This window comes from Pontibacter sp. MBLB2868 (genome assembly GCF_051904785.1).
Taxonomy (GTDB): domain Bacteria; phylum Bacteroidota; class Bacteroidia; order Cytophagales; family Hymenobacteraceae; genus Pontibacter.
The window spans coordinates 2,046,460-2,061,058 of the sequence record NZ_CP196710.1 but is presented as its reverse complement, the minus strand read 5'-3'; the positions used below and the strand labels follow the sequence as shown (position 1 = coordinate 2,061,058).

The 14,599-nt window shown below is 45.7% G+C and carries 12 protein-coding genes; 8 read left to right on the top strand and 4 right to left on the bottom strand.

Annotated elements, in window-relative coordinates:
* Positions 1-33: 33 nt before the first annotated feature.
* A complete protein-coding gene (locus tag ACSX1A_RS08820; RefSeq protein ID WP_439883262.1) occupies positions 34-1,686 on the top strand; it encodes a M1 family metallopeptidase in 1,653 nt (550 codons plus the stop codon).
* Between the two features lie 92 nt (positions 1,687-1,778).
* On the opposite strand, the gene ACSX1A_RS08815 is transcribed toward ACSX1A_RS08820, so the two are convergent.
* Together ACSX1A_RS08815 and ACSX1A_RS08810 are read right to left on the bottom strand one after the other, a co-directional pair.
* On the bottom strand, positions 1,779-3,134 hold the full coding sequence (locus ACSX1A_RS08815) for a hypothetical protein (protein ID WP_439883261.1): 1,356 nt from the start codon (positions 3,132-3,134) through the stop codon (positions 1,779-1,781).
* A 205-nt stretch (positions 3,135-3,339) separates the two neighbouring features.
* On the bottom strand, positions 3,340-3,960 hold the full coding sequence (locus tag ACSX1A_RS08810; protein WP_439883260.1) for an HAD family hydrolase: 621 nt from the start codon (positions 3,958-3,960) through the stop codon (positions 3,340-3,342).
* Between the two features lie 203 nt (positions 3,961-4,163).
* Between ACSX1A_RS08810 and ACSX1A_RS08805 the strand changes: the two genes are divergently transcribed.
* A complete protein-coding gene (locus tag ACSX1A_RS08805; RefSeq protein WP_439883259.1) occupies positions 4,164-4,427 on the top strand; it encodes a hypothetical protein in 264 nt (87 codons plus the stop codon).
* A 96-nt stretch (positions 4,428-4,523) separates the two neighbouring features.
* Here the strand turns inward: ACSX1A_RS08805 and ACSX1A_RS08800 are convergent, their stop codons facing one another.
* Entirely contained in the window at positions 4,524-6,971 is a 2,448-nt protein-coding gene (locus ACSX1A_RS08800; protein WP_439883258.1) for a zinc-dependent metalloprotease, read from the bottom strand.
* A gap of 145 nt (positions 6,972-7,116) precedes the next feature.
* Here ACSX1A_RS08800 and ACSX1A_RS08795 point away from each other — a divergent pair, with 145 nt between their 5' ends.
* The 3 genes from ACSX1A_RS08795 (at position 7,117) to ACSX1A_RS08785 (ending at position 9,708) form a co-directional block, all read left to right on the top strand.
* Positions 7,117-7,593: a c-type cytochrome gene (locus ACSX1A_RS08795; protein ID WP_439883257.1), complete on the top strand. Its 477-nt coding sequence runs from the start codon at positions 7,117-7,119 to the stop codon at positions 7,591-7,593.
* A gap of 100 nt (positions 7,594-7,693) precedes the next feature.
* Positions 7,694-8,596, top strand: coding sequence for an SMP-30/gluconolactonase/LRE family protein (locus tag ACSX1A_RS08790; RefSeq protein WP_439883256.1), 903 nt, complete (start codon positions 7,694-7,696; stop codon positions 8,594-8,596).
* A 65-nt stretch (positions 8,597-8,661) separates the two neighbouring features.
* Positions 8,662-9,708, top strand: a complete 1,047-nt coding sequence (locus ACSX1A_RS08785; RefSeq protein ID WP_439883255.1) for an NAD(P)-dependent alcohol dehydrogenase — start codon at positions 8,662-8,664, stop codon at positions 9,706-9,708.
* 104 nt (positions 9,709-9,812) lie between these two features.
* On the opposite strand, the gene ACSX1A_RS08780 is transcribed toward ACSX1A_RS08785, so the two are convergent.
* Entirely contained in the window at positions 9,813-10,433 is a 621-nt protein-coding gene (locus ACSX1A_RS08780; protein ID WP_439883254.1) for a class I SAM-dependent methyltransferase, read from the bottom strand.
* A 122-nt stretch (positions 10,434-10,555) separates the two neighbouring features.
* Between ACSX1A_RS08780 and hutU the strand changes: the two genes are divergently transcribed.
* From hutU to hutG, 3 genes are read left to right on the top strand one after another with little or no spacing between them, the layout of a single operon-like run.
* The gene (gene hutU / locus ACSX1A_RS08775; protein ID WP_439883253.1) at positions 10,556-12,268 is read left to right on the top strand and encodes a urocanate hydratase; all 1,713 of its coding nucleotides are present in this window, start codon (positions 10,556-10,558) and stop codon (positions 12,266-12,268) included.
* Positions 12,269-12,316: 48 nt separating this feature from the next.
* On the top strand, positions 12,317-13,570 hold the full coding sequence (gene hutI, locus ACSX1A_RS08770; protein ID WP_439883252.1) for an imidazolonepropionase: 1,254 nt from the start codon (positions 12,317-12,319) through the stop codon (positions 13,568-13,570).
* A gap of 11 nt (positions 13,571-13,581) precedes the next feature.
* Entirely contained in the window at positions 13,582-14,559 is a 978-nt protein-coding gene (hutG, locus tag ACSX1A_RS08765; protein WP_439883251.1) for a formimidoylglutamase, read from the top strand.
* Positions 14,560-14,599: the final 40 nt, after the last annotated feature.

Genomic DNA, 14,599 nt, shown 5'->3' with positions numbered 1-14,599 from the left:
ATGTTTCGTATCAGACCACTTATAAAACTACAGATGAAAAAACGTCACCTGTTTGGCGCTCTTGCACTAGCCGGCATACTTAATTTGGGTACTACTGCAGCTCAGGCACAAGAATTTACACACCAGGATACCATCCGCGGCAGCATCACTCCTGAACGAGCCTGGTGGGACCTTACCTTCTACGATCTAAATATCAAGGTAAACCCGCAGGACAGCAGCCTGCAGGGCAGCAACACAATCCGGTATAAGGTGCTGAAACCAGAACAGCGTATGCAGGTAGATCTGCAGTCGCCTATGCGTATTGAGCGGGTTACACAAAATGATAAAGAACTGAAGGTGGAGCAGGAGGGCAATGCCTGGTATGTGCAGCTGCAGGAGCCCCAAAAAATAGGAGAGGAGAAGGAGATAAAAGTTTTTTATAGTGGCAAACCGCAGGTCAGTAAGAACCCTCCCTGGAGTGGCGGCATGACCTGGCAGCGCGATTCTAAAGGCAATCCTTTTGTAGCCACTTCCTGCCAGGGCGATGGTGCCAGCCTATGGTGGCCCTGCAAAGATCATATGTACGATGAACCGGATAGTATGCGCATCAGTGTACGTGTTCCGAAGGGATTAACAGATGTGAGCAATGGTCGTCTGGAAAAAGTGCAGGAGCATGCAGATGGCAGCAAAACTTTCAGTTGGTTCGTCGCTAATCCTATCAATAATTATGGCGTGAATGTGAATATAGCAGACTATGTTCACTTTTCAGATAAGTATAAAGGGGAGAAAGGGGAGCTGGATCTGAATTATTATGTGCTTCCTGTAAATCTGGAGAAGGCTAAAAAACAGTTTAAACAGGTAAACCAGATGCTGGAAGCATTTGAATACTGGTTTGGGCCATACCCTTTTTATGAGGATGGTTATAAGCTGGTTGAAGTCCCCTACCTGGGCATGGAGCATCAGAGTTCTGTTACGTATGGCAACGGATACCAGAATGGTTACCGTGGCAGTGACCTGAGTGGAACCGGATGGGGGAAAAAATTCGATTTTATTATTGTGCATGAGTCCGGGCACGAGTGGTTTGCAAATAATATTACCTACAAGGATATCGCTGATATGTGGATCCACGAGAGCTTCACCAATTATTCAGAGTCGCTCTTTCTGGACTATCATTACGGTACAACCGCTGCGAACGAATACATCATAGGTCTCCGAAAGATCATACAAAATGATACGCCAATTATTGGCAAGTATGATGTGAACAACCAGGGTTCCGGCGACATGTATCCTAAAGGCGCCAACATGCTGCATAACCTGCGCCAGATCGTAAACAACGATGAAAAATGGCGGAGCATTTTGCGTGGACTAAACAAAGAGTTCTATCACCAGACTGTTACAACGAAACAAATTGAGGACTACCTAAGCCAGCAGGTAGGCCGTAACCTGAACCCTGTTTTCGACCAATACTTGCGCGACATAAGAATTCCGAAGCTGGAGTATAAACTAATGACTGGTAATAAGTTGCAATACCGTTGGACAAATGCAGTTGCTAATTTTGATATGCCTGTTAGAGTATACCTGAATGGGAAAGAACAATGGTTGGAACCTACAACCAAATGGCAGGAGCTCAAAAACATTAAGCCTTATACAAAATTGCAGGTAGATGATAACTTCTATGTTAACTTAAGCCAGGTGCCGAAAGCTTAGGATTAAGTAAAAACAAAAAAGCCCGCTTACATAAGTGTAAGCGGGCTTTTTTGTTTCAGTTCTTGTTATGCTATACTTTGATCAGCAACCTGCTATAGCATATCGAAGAGCGTAGCCTTCGGAAAAACAACTACAACATCATGGCCATAGAACTCCTTCAGGTTTCGATCTTCCTTTAACACAGGAGATTTTGCCAACAGCTTTTTCATTTGTGCATTCCCCTGGAGGCGTACAGGTTGGTCGTTGTTCTTTTTGAAGTATGGTATGAGTGCAGCAGTTACATCCGTAAGACCATCAATTATTTTGTAGCCTTTTTCTCCTCCTCCAGGAAATACGTCTTTATAACCTGCAACCATATAGTTTAAACCTGCATTATCTGTGTCAAATTCCTGATTAAAGTAAGCGGCTGGAATATCATAGCTGATATTGTACAGCTTGATTGAATATACCTGGCCTTTTGTTGCTGCAAATTCATTTGTAAGGTACCAGCCTTCCCAGTTCATCGCTTCTTCATCGTCAATCCCGGATACATAAATTCTGGCATGGCTGGCGCCTCCGATAAATATGCTGTTGTTCTCTTTTATTAACTTTCCAAAAACAGCATCGTCACTTATATATCTTTTGATACGCTCCAGTCTTGCCGGAAAAAATGCTTTTTCGAAAGCTTCAAGTCCCTGACCCTCTGTAGAAGAGGACGCATCGTACCTGATTCTGAAATTTATCATCACATTCTGTAAAAACTGCTTGTTCAGAAAAGTCTTGTCTTTCACTTTAGTTGGAGCTGGAGAATGCTGAATAGTAGAATCCATGTAGGCTACAATTTCATCAGTAAAACGTTTCTCCTTGTTGATCATGGCAAATAACTTTTTATCTCCTAACTCTTTAAAGTAAGGCACCACAACTGTATGCAGGGTGTTGGCTAGATCCTGTTCAACATCTGTACAGGCCACCGTGATCTTTTTGTCGGGGTGCGCGACGTTCCACTCTCTTAAACGGTTCAACAGCCTGACAGACTCTTTAGATGTAATAACTGGTTTTAGTATCTCGAGGTAAGAGGAGCAGTCGGTACCGGAAGGGCAGTTAATATAAGCATTGATATAGCCAGAGCTGGAGTAAGAGTTCTCAAGAACCAGTACCGGAAAGCTACCCTTTTCGTTAGCATAGAAAACTATATCCTGCTCCATGTCGCTGATTGCCGACATCCAGTGATTCTCACCCAGCATCAGTACTTTTTTTGTTTTAATTGCTTTATCCAACCACGAAAGATCATACTTCCCATCTCTGGAGCCAATTGTTTTCGTTTTGATTTTACTTATCCTACCAGGTGCTACTTCATGCGAATAGATTGAATTTTCATTGCCGGACTGTGCGTAAACTGGATTATTAATTACCAGTATGCTGAAAAAAGCAATGATGCATTGGGTAATGGTAATGTAATTGATTTTCATAGGTTTTGTTTTTTGATCTGATGTAGCATAGATGCAGAAGGTGATTGAAAGGTTGTATGGGATGTGTGATTATTTTTATTTTGAATAAAATAAAATAAAGCAAAACCGAGTGATGGGATAAATGAATTCTGGAACAACAGAAATAGATCAAGCTTTAGCCCAGGTACAGTGCAAAGGCTACAGTAAAGTTGAGAAGGGAGACTGGTTATTTTTTGTAGGGTGTGATCTTGTTATCCTTAATCAGGTAGGCTTTATCGGCTTTGTCAAGTATGGCTTCTTTGCTATCGGAATAGGCTTCTATAATTTTGTAAGGCTTCCCTTTAAAGTAAGCTGCAATGCGTTGTAATTTCTCCTCATCTTTGCATGCTTTCCCAACCACCTTGTAAGTGCCATCTTCATACTTTACAACTGTTCCGGCAAAGCCATTGATCGGATAAAGGTCAAACAGTGGCTTAACATATAACTCCAGGCCCCCGGTTGCGCAATATAGCTGTGCCCCTTCTTCCTTAAGTTTGTCAAATCGTTGCTTGAGTTCCAGGTTAAAATTGTCAGGATATTCTTGCTTCCAGTATTCAGTAGCGTATGCGTTTACCTGATCAGGTCGCAGGTGATCCAGGTAATTAAAGAAGTTCTCTTTGAATTCAGTTTTTCTTATCCAATTAACTTTCTTGAGCAGTTTGAAATACATCATTTGAAAGATGTAATGAATGCGGCTTGGCTCTTTTGTGAGTAAAAACTTGAAGAATTCCTCCTTCGAGCTTTTCTTGTAAAAGGTAAGGTTAAGGTCAAAAACTACTACTTTTATTATATCACCATTTTCATCCATTATGCAATTCTATAGTCAGGGGCTATAGCTATCACGCGAATTGCACTGATAAGTTTATTTTATTGTGTTGAAGTGGTACTTACGAACCGGTTATATAGAAAAAAAGGTTAAAAATAATCTTAAACATACATGCAGTATACTGAAGTGAAACTTTTGGGTAAGGTGCACACTTACAGTATAGCGGGTTATAGATAAAATAAAGTATGTTGGAATACTCGATGTTTGAGCGACTCCCGTTCCGGAGTCAAACTGAATCTTTAGCGAAGGATGGAATAATACTCGCCCAGCGGAAGTATAACGGCTGGGAAGTAACCCTTTATACTTTGAACGGACAATTTGTGGAGCTTTGGACTGGAAAGGATGCCCAGGTGATCAGCACGTTTAAAAAATCTGCTAGTGCGGTAGCTGTTTTAGAGCCCTACCTGGATGAGATTGATGTTCAGGAGTTTTTGGGTTTTGACTTTTGAAGGATGGATCTGAAAGTAACATTGTATATACCTACCTCATACCAGCACCTGCTATTGGATAGCTGCTGCTGGCATGAGGTAGGTTTTAATTATCCTCTACTCACACCCGATAATCTCACCACTGCCAATCGGCGACCCAGGAGGAAGGTCTAATGCGCGACTCGGTTTGATTGCTTCAGGATCAGGATTATTTAGCCTTTCCAGCGCAAAAGTTAAGTGAGCGTGGTAAGTTCCCTCACGGTTAGTGCGGAGTCTTTTTTCGATGTATGATTTAAGGTCTTTAACCGCAGCCGTTGCTACGGCACGGGCTTGATAAGAAGCATTTTCGTTATGAGCCAGTGCTAATAGGTGTGTTAAAACAAGTTGTTCAGTCTGCAACTGTACTTGCTGCTCCAATCCATCTTTTCGTCTGCTTTTCCAGGTGCTGTTAACTAGCTGCTCAGTTACATCAAGTAAGCTGAGATTATTGCCACGGGCGGCCAGTTCAACTAAACGTGAAGCACGCTCAGGGTATAGCAAAAACGAAAGTGTGAAGTCGGCAGAGGCTTCAGCAGCAGCTAGTGGGTCGAAGGTTAAGCCGGTGCGCTTTTCAAAAAGCTCACGACTGTTTGGTAAACCGGGGGGACGAGGTGGGATAAGTTTGATGATGTGTTCAGGTAAGGTAAGTACTTCCGGAGAAATTGTTTTCAGAAGCGCATCCAGTGCCTTTTGTTGTTCTTGTTTGCTTACTATTTCCGTCACCAATTGCTTATCACCGCGCACGGCATACGTATAGTTCACGCCACCTATCAGTTTGGCAGCGGCCTCTGTCTGGTAGCGGTGGTAGTTGTAGATCGGAACGAGCACATCCTCCAGCATGCTCATGGCCTCACCTGGTTTAATATTGTTCTCCGAGAAATTTTCCAGAGCTTTTTCCCGCACGCGCAGCACATGCAGCAGTTCGTCGGTAGCGTTAGTGCCATTATCCCAGAGGTGCGCCACGGGGTGTGCACCTCCCGGAGAGCGTGCATCCCTGTCAGAGATGAACAGAAGGCCATCTGCTCTGCCTTTAGCCAATATTTCATCTAGTGCTTTTTCTTTATTCGTACCAGTCGGGAAATCCTGGTATCCATAAGCTATAGCCACTTTATCCCAGGCGCCGATACCGGTACTATAGGCATCGCTGAGGTCGATGTGGCCAGTTCTGTCCAGTTTTACTTTCGGGTGCGGGTAATCCATTACAGATGCATTATTATTAGCGGCATAGTTGTGCATAATACCAAGCGTATGGCCGGTTTCATGGGCTGCTAACTGCCGGATACGAGCCAGCGACATGTCCATCATGGCCTCATTTACCGGCTTTCCATCTTCATATGGAGCTAGAAGCCCCTCAGCGATCATATAATCCTGGCGCACTCGCAGCGATCCCAGCGACACATGCCCTTTGATGATCTCGCCGGTACGTGGGTCCGTTACCGAAGCCCCGTAAGACCAGCCGCGGGTACTGCGGTGCACCCACTGAATAATGTTATAGCGTACATCCATTGGGTCAGCGCTGTCTGGTAATACCTCAACCCGGAAAGCATTTTTGTAACCTGCGGCTTCAAAAGCCTGGTTCCACCAGCTTGCGCCTTCAACAAGTGCAGAACGGATGGGTTCCGGTGCCCCGTTATCAACGTAATAAACAATTGGTTTTACAGCCTCAGAAACTTTAGCTGCAGGGTTCTGCTTTTGCAGCCTGTGCCGTGCTATAAAACGTTTGTCTATTTCCTGGCCTACAGGGGTGGCGTAATCCAGGTAAGAGATGCCAAAGTAACCTGCACGCGGATCCATTTCACGGGGCTGGTAGTTATTGTCAGGTAGTTGAATGAAGGAGTGGTGCTGGCGTAGGGTAAGCGCCTGTACATCCGGTGCCACTTCACGCACAAAACGACCGGCATCTTCACCGCCGGTAAAAGTTAGCGTAGCTTCAAATTCGGTATTCCGGGGGAAGTTCCTGGTGCGGGGCAGGTATAATGCAGAGCGTGTGGCATCCAGCCTGTAATTACCCTGTTTGCTACGCTTTATACTGCCCGTCACATCATGGGCATCACGAAGCAGGAAATCTGTGGCATCTACAAGTACTTTATTCCCTTCTGTTGCTTCAGCTTTAAAACCCCAGAGTATAGACTGCGCGAAAGATTCTTCCACGGCACGTTTTTCATTCGGGTTAACTGTTGTGGCGCGGTAAGCCAGGTTAGGCTGTACCAGCATAACTTTTGGCCCTTGCTTATTGAAGTAAACGACCTTGTTACTGCCTAATTGCCCACGGTCCAGTCCAATATCATTAGATCCCAGGCCCGATGGCAGAGAATTGACATAAAGGAATTCCTGGTTCAGTTTGTCTATCTCAAACCAGATCTTGCCGGTTTCATCGTCATAGTAAAAAGTAAAATAGCCGGGGTACTTTTTCATGCCGGCTGTTTTAGCGGCAATAGAAGGGAGTTTTTGTGCCATGGCCAGGCTAGCTGTAAGCAACGGAAGTAGCAGGAGTAGCCACAGAATTTTGCGGGAGGGTATTTTCATTAGTTAAGATAGGTGTCGGTTTATCTTGTAAGATAAGAATTTATTCCATTTCCCATCATGCCGGGGTAGGCATCTGCTGATAAAGTATAACACCCAAAACTAATCTTCCCGTATAGAGTAGCTCGGACTTAAACACATTTCAAACATGAAAAGAATCCTGTTTCTCGTTATTTTTTGCGCTTTTTTAGCCTCTTGTGGAGGTAACAATGAATCGGAGTATGAGGAGTACTACGACAAAGACCGCGAGGTTGCTGCTACTGAAGCTGATGATGGACCTGTGGCTCAGACAAAGATCGGGGCTGATGAAGGTGTTAATGAAATGACGGATACAACAGCTGTCGCAAAAGTGGAGGAAGGAGATTATGCGCAAGGGAAAAAACTGATCGCGATGTCAGACTGCCTGTCTTGCCACCGTGAAAATGAAAAGCTGGTAGGACCGGCTTACATGGATGTAGCGAAAAAGTATGAAATGAATGATAAGAACATCGACTATCTGGCCGGCAAAATTATTAGCGGCGGTTCCGGCGTTTGGGGCCAGGTACCTATGACACCTCATCCAGACCTAAGCCAGGAACAAGCGCGGGAGATGGCAGAATATGTACTTTCTTTAAATAAGAAATAGGCTGTCAGGATGAAGCAATGGCATATGTAGTTTACTGCTGCATTTGCCCATTGCAGGAGGTTGAATTTATTCTGCAATACTTCTTAGTCCCTTTATTATTTTGACTATACAGCACGAACATACACTCCGGGCCAAACTTGAACTAAGTGTACATGCCAGGCTGGGTGAAGGAGCTTTGTGGCACCCAATTCAAAAGGTACTGTATTGGGTAGATATCGAAGGAAAACAGCTTCATATCTATGATCCGGTTACAGGTAAAGACAGGGCTCTGGATGTAGGACAACGGATCGGCACGGTAGTGCCACTGGAGGGTGGCGGCGCCTTAGTGGCCTTACAGGATGGCATTTATGAGATAGATACGGAAACCGGTGACCTGAAATTTATACTCAACCCTATCCAGGAAAGCGATATACGATTTAACGATGGGAAATGCGATCCGGCAGGTCGGTTTTGGGTAGGTACGATGGCATTGGATACCCGTAAAGGCGCTGCCAAACTGTACAGATTGAACCTGGACGGCAGTATAGAGGAAGTGCTGAAGAACCTCACCATTTCAAATGGTATTATCTGGTCGCCGGACAAATGCACCATGTATTTTACCGATACCCCCACCCATGAAATCCGGGCTTATGAATACAACGATGAAACTGGCGGGATTAGCCATGGTAAAGTTGTTATAAGTATACCGCAGGAAGAAGGAATACCTGACGGAATGACAATAGACGCTGATGGTAATCTGTGGGTAGCTTTGCACGGTGCCGGTGCTGTAGGTAAATACGATCCTGTAACCGGCAAATTGCTTCAAAAAGTTGAAGTGCCCGCCTGTAATGTAACCTCCTGTGCATTTGGAGGGGATAAGCTGGACATTTTGTATATCACATCAGCTAAAGAGTGGCTAAGTGAAGAAAAGCAAAAAGCTTACCCTTTAAGCGGAAACCTGTTCTCAGTAAAGCCAGGTGTGCGCGGTATTCCTGCCAACTTCTATAAAGGAAAAATCAAATGAAACTAACGCAGTAACATTTGCTTAAGGTGTTTGTTGCTAATTTTTTAAACTATATATAACAAGTTATGATACAAACAAAAGGCTATGCAGCTCAGGATGCAACTACACCCCTGGGACCATTTAACTTTGAGCGCCGTGAAGTAGGCGAGCATGACGTACAGATCGAGGTACTATTCTGTGGTGTTTGCCATTCAGACCTTCACCAGGTGCGCAACGAATGGGGTGGTGCAATTTACCCGATGGTACCAGGGCATGAAATTGTTGGGCGTATTACAAAAGTTGGGAGTGAAGTGAAAAAGTTCAAGGAAGGTGACCTGGCTGGTGTTGGCTGCTTCGTGGATTCCTGTCGTCATTGCCAAAGTTGTAACGAGGGCCTGGAGCAATATTGTGAGAACCACCTGGTAATGACCTATTCCGGTGTAGAGAAAGATGGAAAAACGGTAACACAGGGAGGCTACTCGGATCAGATAATTGTTGATGAGAAGTATACATTGAAAGTGCCTGAGAACCTAGACCTTGCGCGGGTGGCGCCACTGCTGTGTGCAGGCATCACTACGTATTCTCCAATGAAAGAATGGGGAATAGGCGAGGGGCATCGGGTAGGTGTTGTTGGGCTCGGAGGGTTGGGCCACATGGCAGTAAAGCTGGCTGTATCCATGGGGGCAGATGTGACGGTGCTGAGTACCTCTCCGGAAAAAGAGAAGGATGCACGCGAGCTTGGAGCGCACAATTTCAAGAACACAAAAGACGATGAGATGATGAAGGAAATGGCCGACTCTTTTGACTTCATCATCGACACGGTATCAGCACCGCATAATTACAATAATTATTTAACACTGCTGAAGCGGGATGGTACCATGATCCTGTTGGGTGCGCCTCCTGCGCCAGCTGAAGTAATTGCAGCCAATCTGCTCTTCAAACGCCGCCGCCTGGTAGGTTCACTGATCGGAGGTATTGCCGAAACTCAGGAAATGCTGGACTACTGCGGGGAAAATAATATCATGTCTGATGTGGAAGTGATTCCGATAGATTACATTAACGAAGCCTATGAAAGGATGCTGAAAGGCGACGTGAAATACAGGTTTGTGATAGATATGGCCAGCCTGAAATAAGATATTAAAGTACTTGACTTTGTTAAAGAGCCACCTCATTGATCAGGACCACTTATTTCGGCTTTAATGCCAGAAACGGATGGTCCTGATCAATGAGGTGGCTTTTACTTTCTTAAAACCCAGGTTGTCATACTTCTTTCCTGTTCTACCAACACCGTTTTGAGAGGCTCCAGGCGTTCTGCGTTTAAAGTTTGCTCCAGTTTCTGGATCATCTCTTCGTTGGCCAGAAACCAGCTGGGGCCATGGGGCATCTGATAGTGCCCGTCACCTAATAAATGCAACTTGCCCTCCATGCCTATAGTTGTGCTGAACCGGCAAAATAAGGTTCCTCCGTCATCTAAAACCCGCCACAGCTCCTGAATCATATTATTGAAATGATCAATATTTCTTGCAAAATGAAGGACAGCGCTGCAGGCAACAAAATCAAAAGTCTGATCCGGAAATGGGAGAGAAGCCAGATCTGCGATAACAAAGTTCGTGGACGGAAGGGTTGGGGCAAGCGCTGCAGCCATTTGTTTAACCTGCGCAATAGCTTCAGCTGAGGCATCTGCTCCGTATACTTTTACCCCTGACTGCATCAGGTATTTGATGTTTCGGCCATTCCCGCAACCGGCATCCAGGAGTTTCATTCCTTTTGTAACACGGCCTTTCAGCAGTTGATCAAAAAGATAAATGTCAATCTCGCCGAAGTGTTCACGCAGGGAAGTCAGGGGGATATGAAACATGGTCGGATCTTTTAAATTTTCGTTTGTGTAGAAGTAGTACAGGCTAAATTAAGCATGATTTTCCTGTCCTTTTTGCAATTTTTTTCAGAATATTGAACAGATACTATACGCTAATAACAACTATGAATATGTCATCAGCTACAGCTACAGAGAATAGATCTGGTTTATCTGTTTCAGAGTTTATACAGAAGTACGCAAATCATCCGACTTATATTCCTCCTACAGGGATTCAGTTAAATGCCAAAAACTGGCAAACCGAAGCCGCACTGCGCATGTTCCTCAATAACCTAACCGATGAAGTGGCAGAAGATCCTAGCAGGCTGGTCGTTTATGGAGGTATCGGCCAGGCCGCCCGTACGGTGGCAGACGCACAGAAAATAATAGAAGTGTTGTTGAACCTGGAAGAGGATGAAAGTTTATTGGTTCAGTCGGGTAAGCCCGTAGGAAAGGTACGCACGCATGCCGAAGCTCCGCGTGTATTGATCGCAAACAGTAACCTTGTGCCGCATTGGGCTACCTGGGAACACTTTAACGAGCTTCGTGCGCGAGGCCTGATGATGTACGGGCAAATGACAGCCGGCAGCTGGATCTATATTGGTACACAAGGCATCCTTCAGGGAACATACGAGACCTTTGCCGCCTGCGGCAGGATACACTTTAATGGCGACCTGCGCCACAAGCTACTGGTAACCGGCGGACTTGGTGGCATGGGAGGCGCTCAGCCTTTGGCTGCCACCATTGCGGGGGCAACCTTCCTGGGTGTAGACGTGGACCCGGAACGCATTAAAAAGAGGCTGGAGTCGCGGTACATTGATAAAATGACCCATAATTATGAAGAGGCAAAAGCATGGGTGCTGGAAGCAAAGGAAAAAGGTGAAGCTGTGTCCGTTGGCCTTGTAGGGGATATAGGTGATGTGCTGGAAAAGTTGATCCAGGATAATATCACTCCCGAGATCCTGACAGACCAGACCTCTGCACACGACCCTATAAATGGTTATGTGCCTAATGGACTAACGCTGGATGAGGCAAAAGTACTGCGTGAGAAAGATCCGCAGGCATATAAAGCCCTTTCCCTGAAAAGTATGGCCCGACACGTAGGCTTTATGCTGGAGCTGAAGCGCCGTGGCAGTCGCACATTCGACTATGGTAATAACCTGCGGGAGTTTGCGATGCAGGGAGGTGAAAAAGATGCCTTTAACATACCTGGCTTTGTGCCGGAGTACATGCGCCCGCTTTTCTGTGAGGGCAAGGGTCCTTTCCGATGGGCCGCTTTGTCAGGAGACCCTGAAGACATTAAAGTGACCGATGCTGCTTTAAAGGAACTGTTCCCGGAAAACGAGCACATGATCAAGTGGCTGAATGAAGCCGAGGAGAAAGTTGCCTTCCAGGGATTGCCGTGCCGCATTTGCTGGTTGGGTATGGGTGAGCGTGAGAAAGCCGGCCTCATGTTTAATAAATTAGTTCGCGATGGCAAAGTGAAAGCACCTATCGTAATAGGTCGTGATCACCTGGACTGCGGTTCTGTGGCCTCCCCATATCGTGAAACCGAAGGCATGCTGGATGGCTCTGATGCTGTTTCTGACTGGCCATTGCTTAACCTGATGTCGAATACTGCGGGTGGCGCAACCTGGGTGTCTTTCCACCATGGTGGTGGTGTAGGGATAGGTTACTCACAGCACGCAGGTATGGTGATCCTGGCTGATGGTACAGAACGTGCTGACCGTTGCCTGAGTCGCGTACTTTATAATGATCCGGCTATGGGTATTTTCCGCCACGCGGATGCAGGCTATGAAACTGCCCAGGATAATGCGGAGAAATTTGGGCTTAAGCTGTAGTTACAGCTGGCTGCACTACGCTATTTATAATTCAACCACACATTAACTATGAATAATACATCAGCCCATACGTTAATCGGACCATTTTCTCAAATCGTTACGATGGCTCACTTGCCTGAGGCAGGGCCGATATTAGACGATGAACTACATGTTCTGGAGCAGGCGGGGGTAGTAGTGCAGGGGGAGAAGATTGTAAAAGTAGGGGATTATATAAAGCTGATGCAGGAGGCCGAGCAACAGGATTATCAGTTACAAACCATAAACGAACCTATGGTGTTGCTGCCCGGCCTGATTGATGCGCATACCCACATATGCTTTGCCGGATCCAGGGCAAACGACTATGCCATGCGTGTTGCAGGAAAATCATATCTGGAGATAGCCCGCAGTGGCGGAGGAATTCTGGATAGTGTTCGGAAGACACGTGAAGCAACACTTATTGAGCTGGTTAACCTCATGAAAAAGCGTTGTGACCGGCATTTGCAGGAGGGTGTGACTACTTGTGAAGTAAAAAGTGGCTATGGCTTATCCGTAGATGATGAAATTAAGATGTTGGAGGCGATACAGCTGGTAAATAAACATCATACTATTGACCTGATCCCTACTTGCCTGGCAGCTCATATGCGGCCACCTGAGTTCACTGACTCTAAAATATACCTGAACTGCATTTTGAATGATCTCTTGCCTGTGTTAAAGGAACAAGGTCTGGCTAAGCGGGTCGATATTTTTATCGAGGATACGGCATTTACTGAAGCAGACTCCATGGAATACCTGTTGGCTGCGAGGAAGCTTGAGTTTGATATTACAGTGCATGCTGACCAGTTTACTACCGGAGGGAGCAGGGTGGCTTGCGAAGTGGGCGCTTTAAGTGCTGATCACCTGGAAGCCAGCAGAGAGGAAGAGATAGAACTGATGCGTACTGCCGGGGTTGTGGCAACTGTATTGCCGGGAGCTTCATTGGGTTTAGGCATGCACTATGCTCCGGCACGTAAGATGCTGGATGGTGGACTATGTGTTGCCATTGCAACTGACTGGAACCCCGGCTCTGCCCCGATGGGCGACTTACTTTTACAGGCTGCGCTGTTAGGAGCCTCTGAAAAATTATCGATGGCTGAAACACTAGCAGGTATCACCTCACGTGCTGCCCGCGCACTTAATTTGCAGGATCGGGGTATCTTTAAAAGAGACTATTTAGCCGATATGATCGGTTTTCCGACTAACAATTACAAAGAGATTCTATACTTCCAGGGCAAGCTAAAGCCAACCAGGATATGGAAAAGAGGGGTTTTGAAAGACATTAATTAACTATTAGGCACATGTATAAACCAAGTACAAATGAAGCCTGGAAAGGGCGCGTTGACGTTCACGATGGTGAAGCCGGATTACGCTGGCACCAGGCTATAGGCCTGCTTAACCTCACAGAACAATTAAGCCCGGTAGTGCCTGGTGAGTTGAGTTTTGCGTTTATTGGTTTTTGCTGCGACGAAGGCGTAAAGCGGAACCAGGGTAGAGTGGGTGCAGCGGAAGGGCCTGCAGCCATTCGAGCTGCTTTATCTTCTTTTGCCTATCACTTGCCCGATACGGTCAGATTGTTTGATGCAGGAGATGTTATTTGCACGAATCAGAACCTGGAAGAAGCGCAGGAGCAGCTAGGTAAAAAAATAACTTTATTATTGGAGAACGGCTATCAACCTTTAGTGCTTGGAGGCGGTCACGAGGTTGCATACGGACACTTTTTAGGCATTGAGAAGTTTTCAGAGGAGCACACATTGGGTATCCTCAACTTTGATGCACACTTCGATCTGCGCAGTTATGAACAGCAGCCCAGTTCCGGCTCACCCTTTTTACAGATCGCTGACAGGTTACAGAACCAGAACAAGTCTTTTATATACAAGGTGATCGGGCTGCAGGAGTATGGGAATACACGAAAGCTATACCAGACAGCCAATAAGCTGGATGTTAACTACACCACAGCAGATGATGTGCATTTATACAATCTTCACCAGCTAAAGCAGGAGCTGAACGATTTCCTGGCGCAGGTGGAAAAAGTATATGTTACCATTGATATGGATGTGTTTGCAGCATGTTATGCACCAGGTGTTAGTGCCGTAAATGCAATTGGTATACAGCCGGAAGTAATTAAGAAGTTAATGAAACATGTGATACTAAGTGGTAAGCTGCTAAGCCTGGATATCGCAGAGCTTAACCCGGCCTATGATATTGATCATCGTACAGCCAAGCTTGCCGCTTCTTTACTCTACGATGCCGTTAAGGTTTGGAGTTCAAAACACTAATTCCATTGCTGATGCGCTTTGCAAGTATACTTTAAAAGCG

What these genes read in the sequence shown, in the direction of transcription:
- ACSX1A_RS08780 (WP_439883254.1), bottom strand. Translation starts at nt 10,433, where the DNA reads ATGTTTCATATCCCCCTGACTTCCCTGCGTGAACACTTCGGCGAGATT.
- hutG (WP_439883251.1), top strand. Translation starts at nt 13,582, where the DNA reads ATGTATAAACCAAGTACAAATGAAGCCTGGAAAGGGCGCGTTGACGTT.
- ACSX1A_RS08800 (WP_439883258.1), bottom strand. Translation starts at nt 6,971, where the DNA reads ATGAAAATACCCTCCCGCAAAATTCTGTGGCTACTCCTGCTACTTCCG.
- ACSX1A_RS08820 (WP_439883262.1), top strand. Translation starts at nt 34, where the DNA reads ATGAAAAAACGTCACCTGTTTGGCGCTCTTGCACTAGCCGGCATACTT.
- ACSX1A_RS08795 (WP_439883257.1), top strand. Translation starts at nt 7,117, where the DNA reads ATGAAAAGAATCCTGTTTCTCGTTATTTTTTGCGCTTTTTTAGCCTCT.
- ACSX1A_RS08815 (WP_439883261.1), bottom strand. Translation starts at nt 3,134, where the DNA reads ATGAAAATCAATTACATTACCATTACCCAATGCATCATTGCTTTTTTC.
- ACSX1A_RS08810 (WP_439883260.1), bottom strand. Translation starts at nt 3,960, where the DNA reads ATGGATGAAAATGGTGATATAATAAAAGTAGTAGTTTTTGACCTTAAC.
- hutU (WP_439883253.1), top strand. Translation starts at nt 10,556, where the DNA reads ATGAATATGTCATCAGCTACAGCTACAGAGAATAGATCTGGTTTATCT.
- hutI (WP_439883252.1), top strand. Translation starts at nt 12,317, where the DNA reads ATGAATAATACATCAGCCCATACGTTAATCGGACCATTTTCTCAAATC.
- ACSX1A_RS08785 (WP_439883255.1), top strand. Translation starts at nt 8,662, where the DNA reads ATGATACAAACAAAAGGCTATGCAGCTCAGGATGCAACTACACCCCTG.
- ACSX1A_RS08805 (WP_439883259.1), top strand. Translation starts at nt 4,164, where the DNA reads ATGTTGGAATACTCGATGTTTGAGCGACTCCCGTTCCGGAGTCAAACT.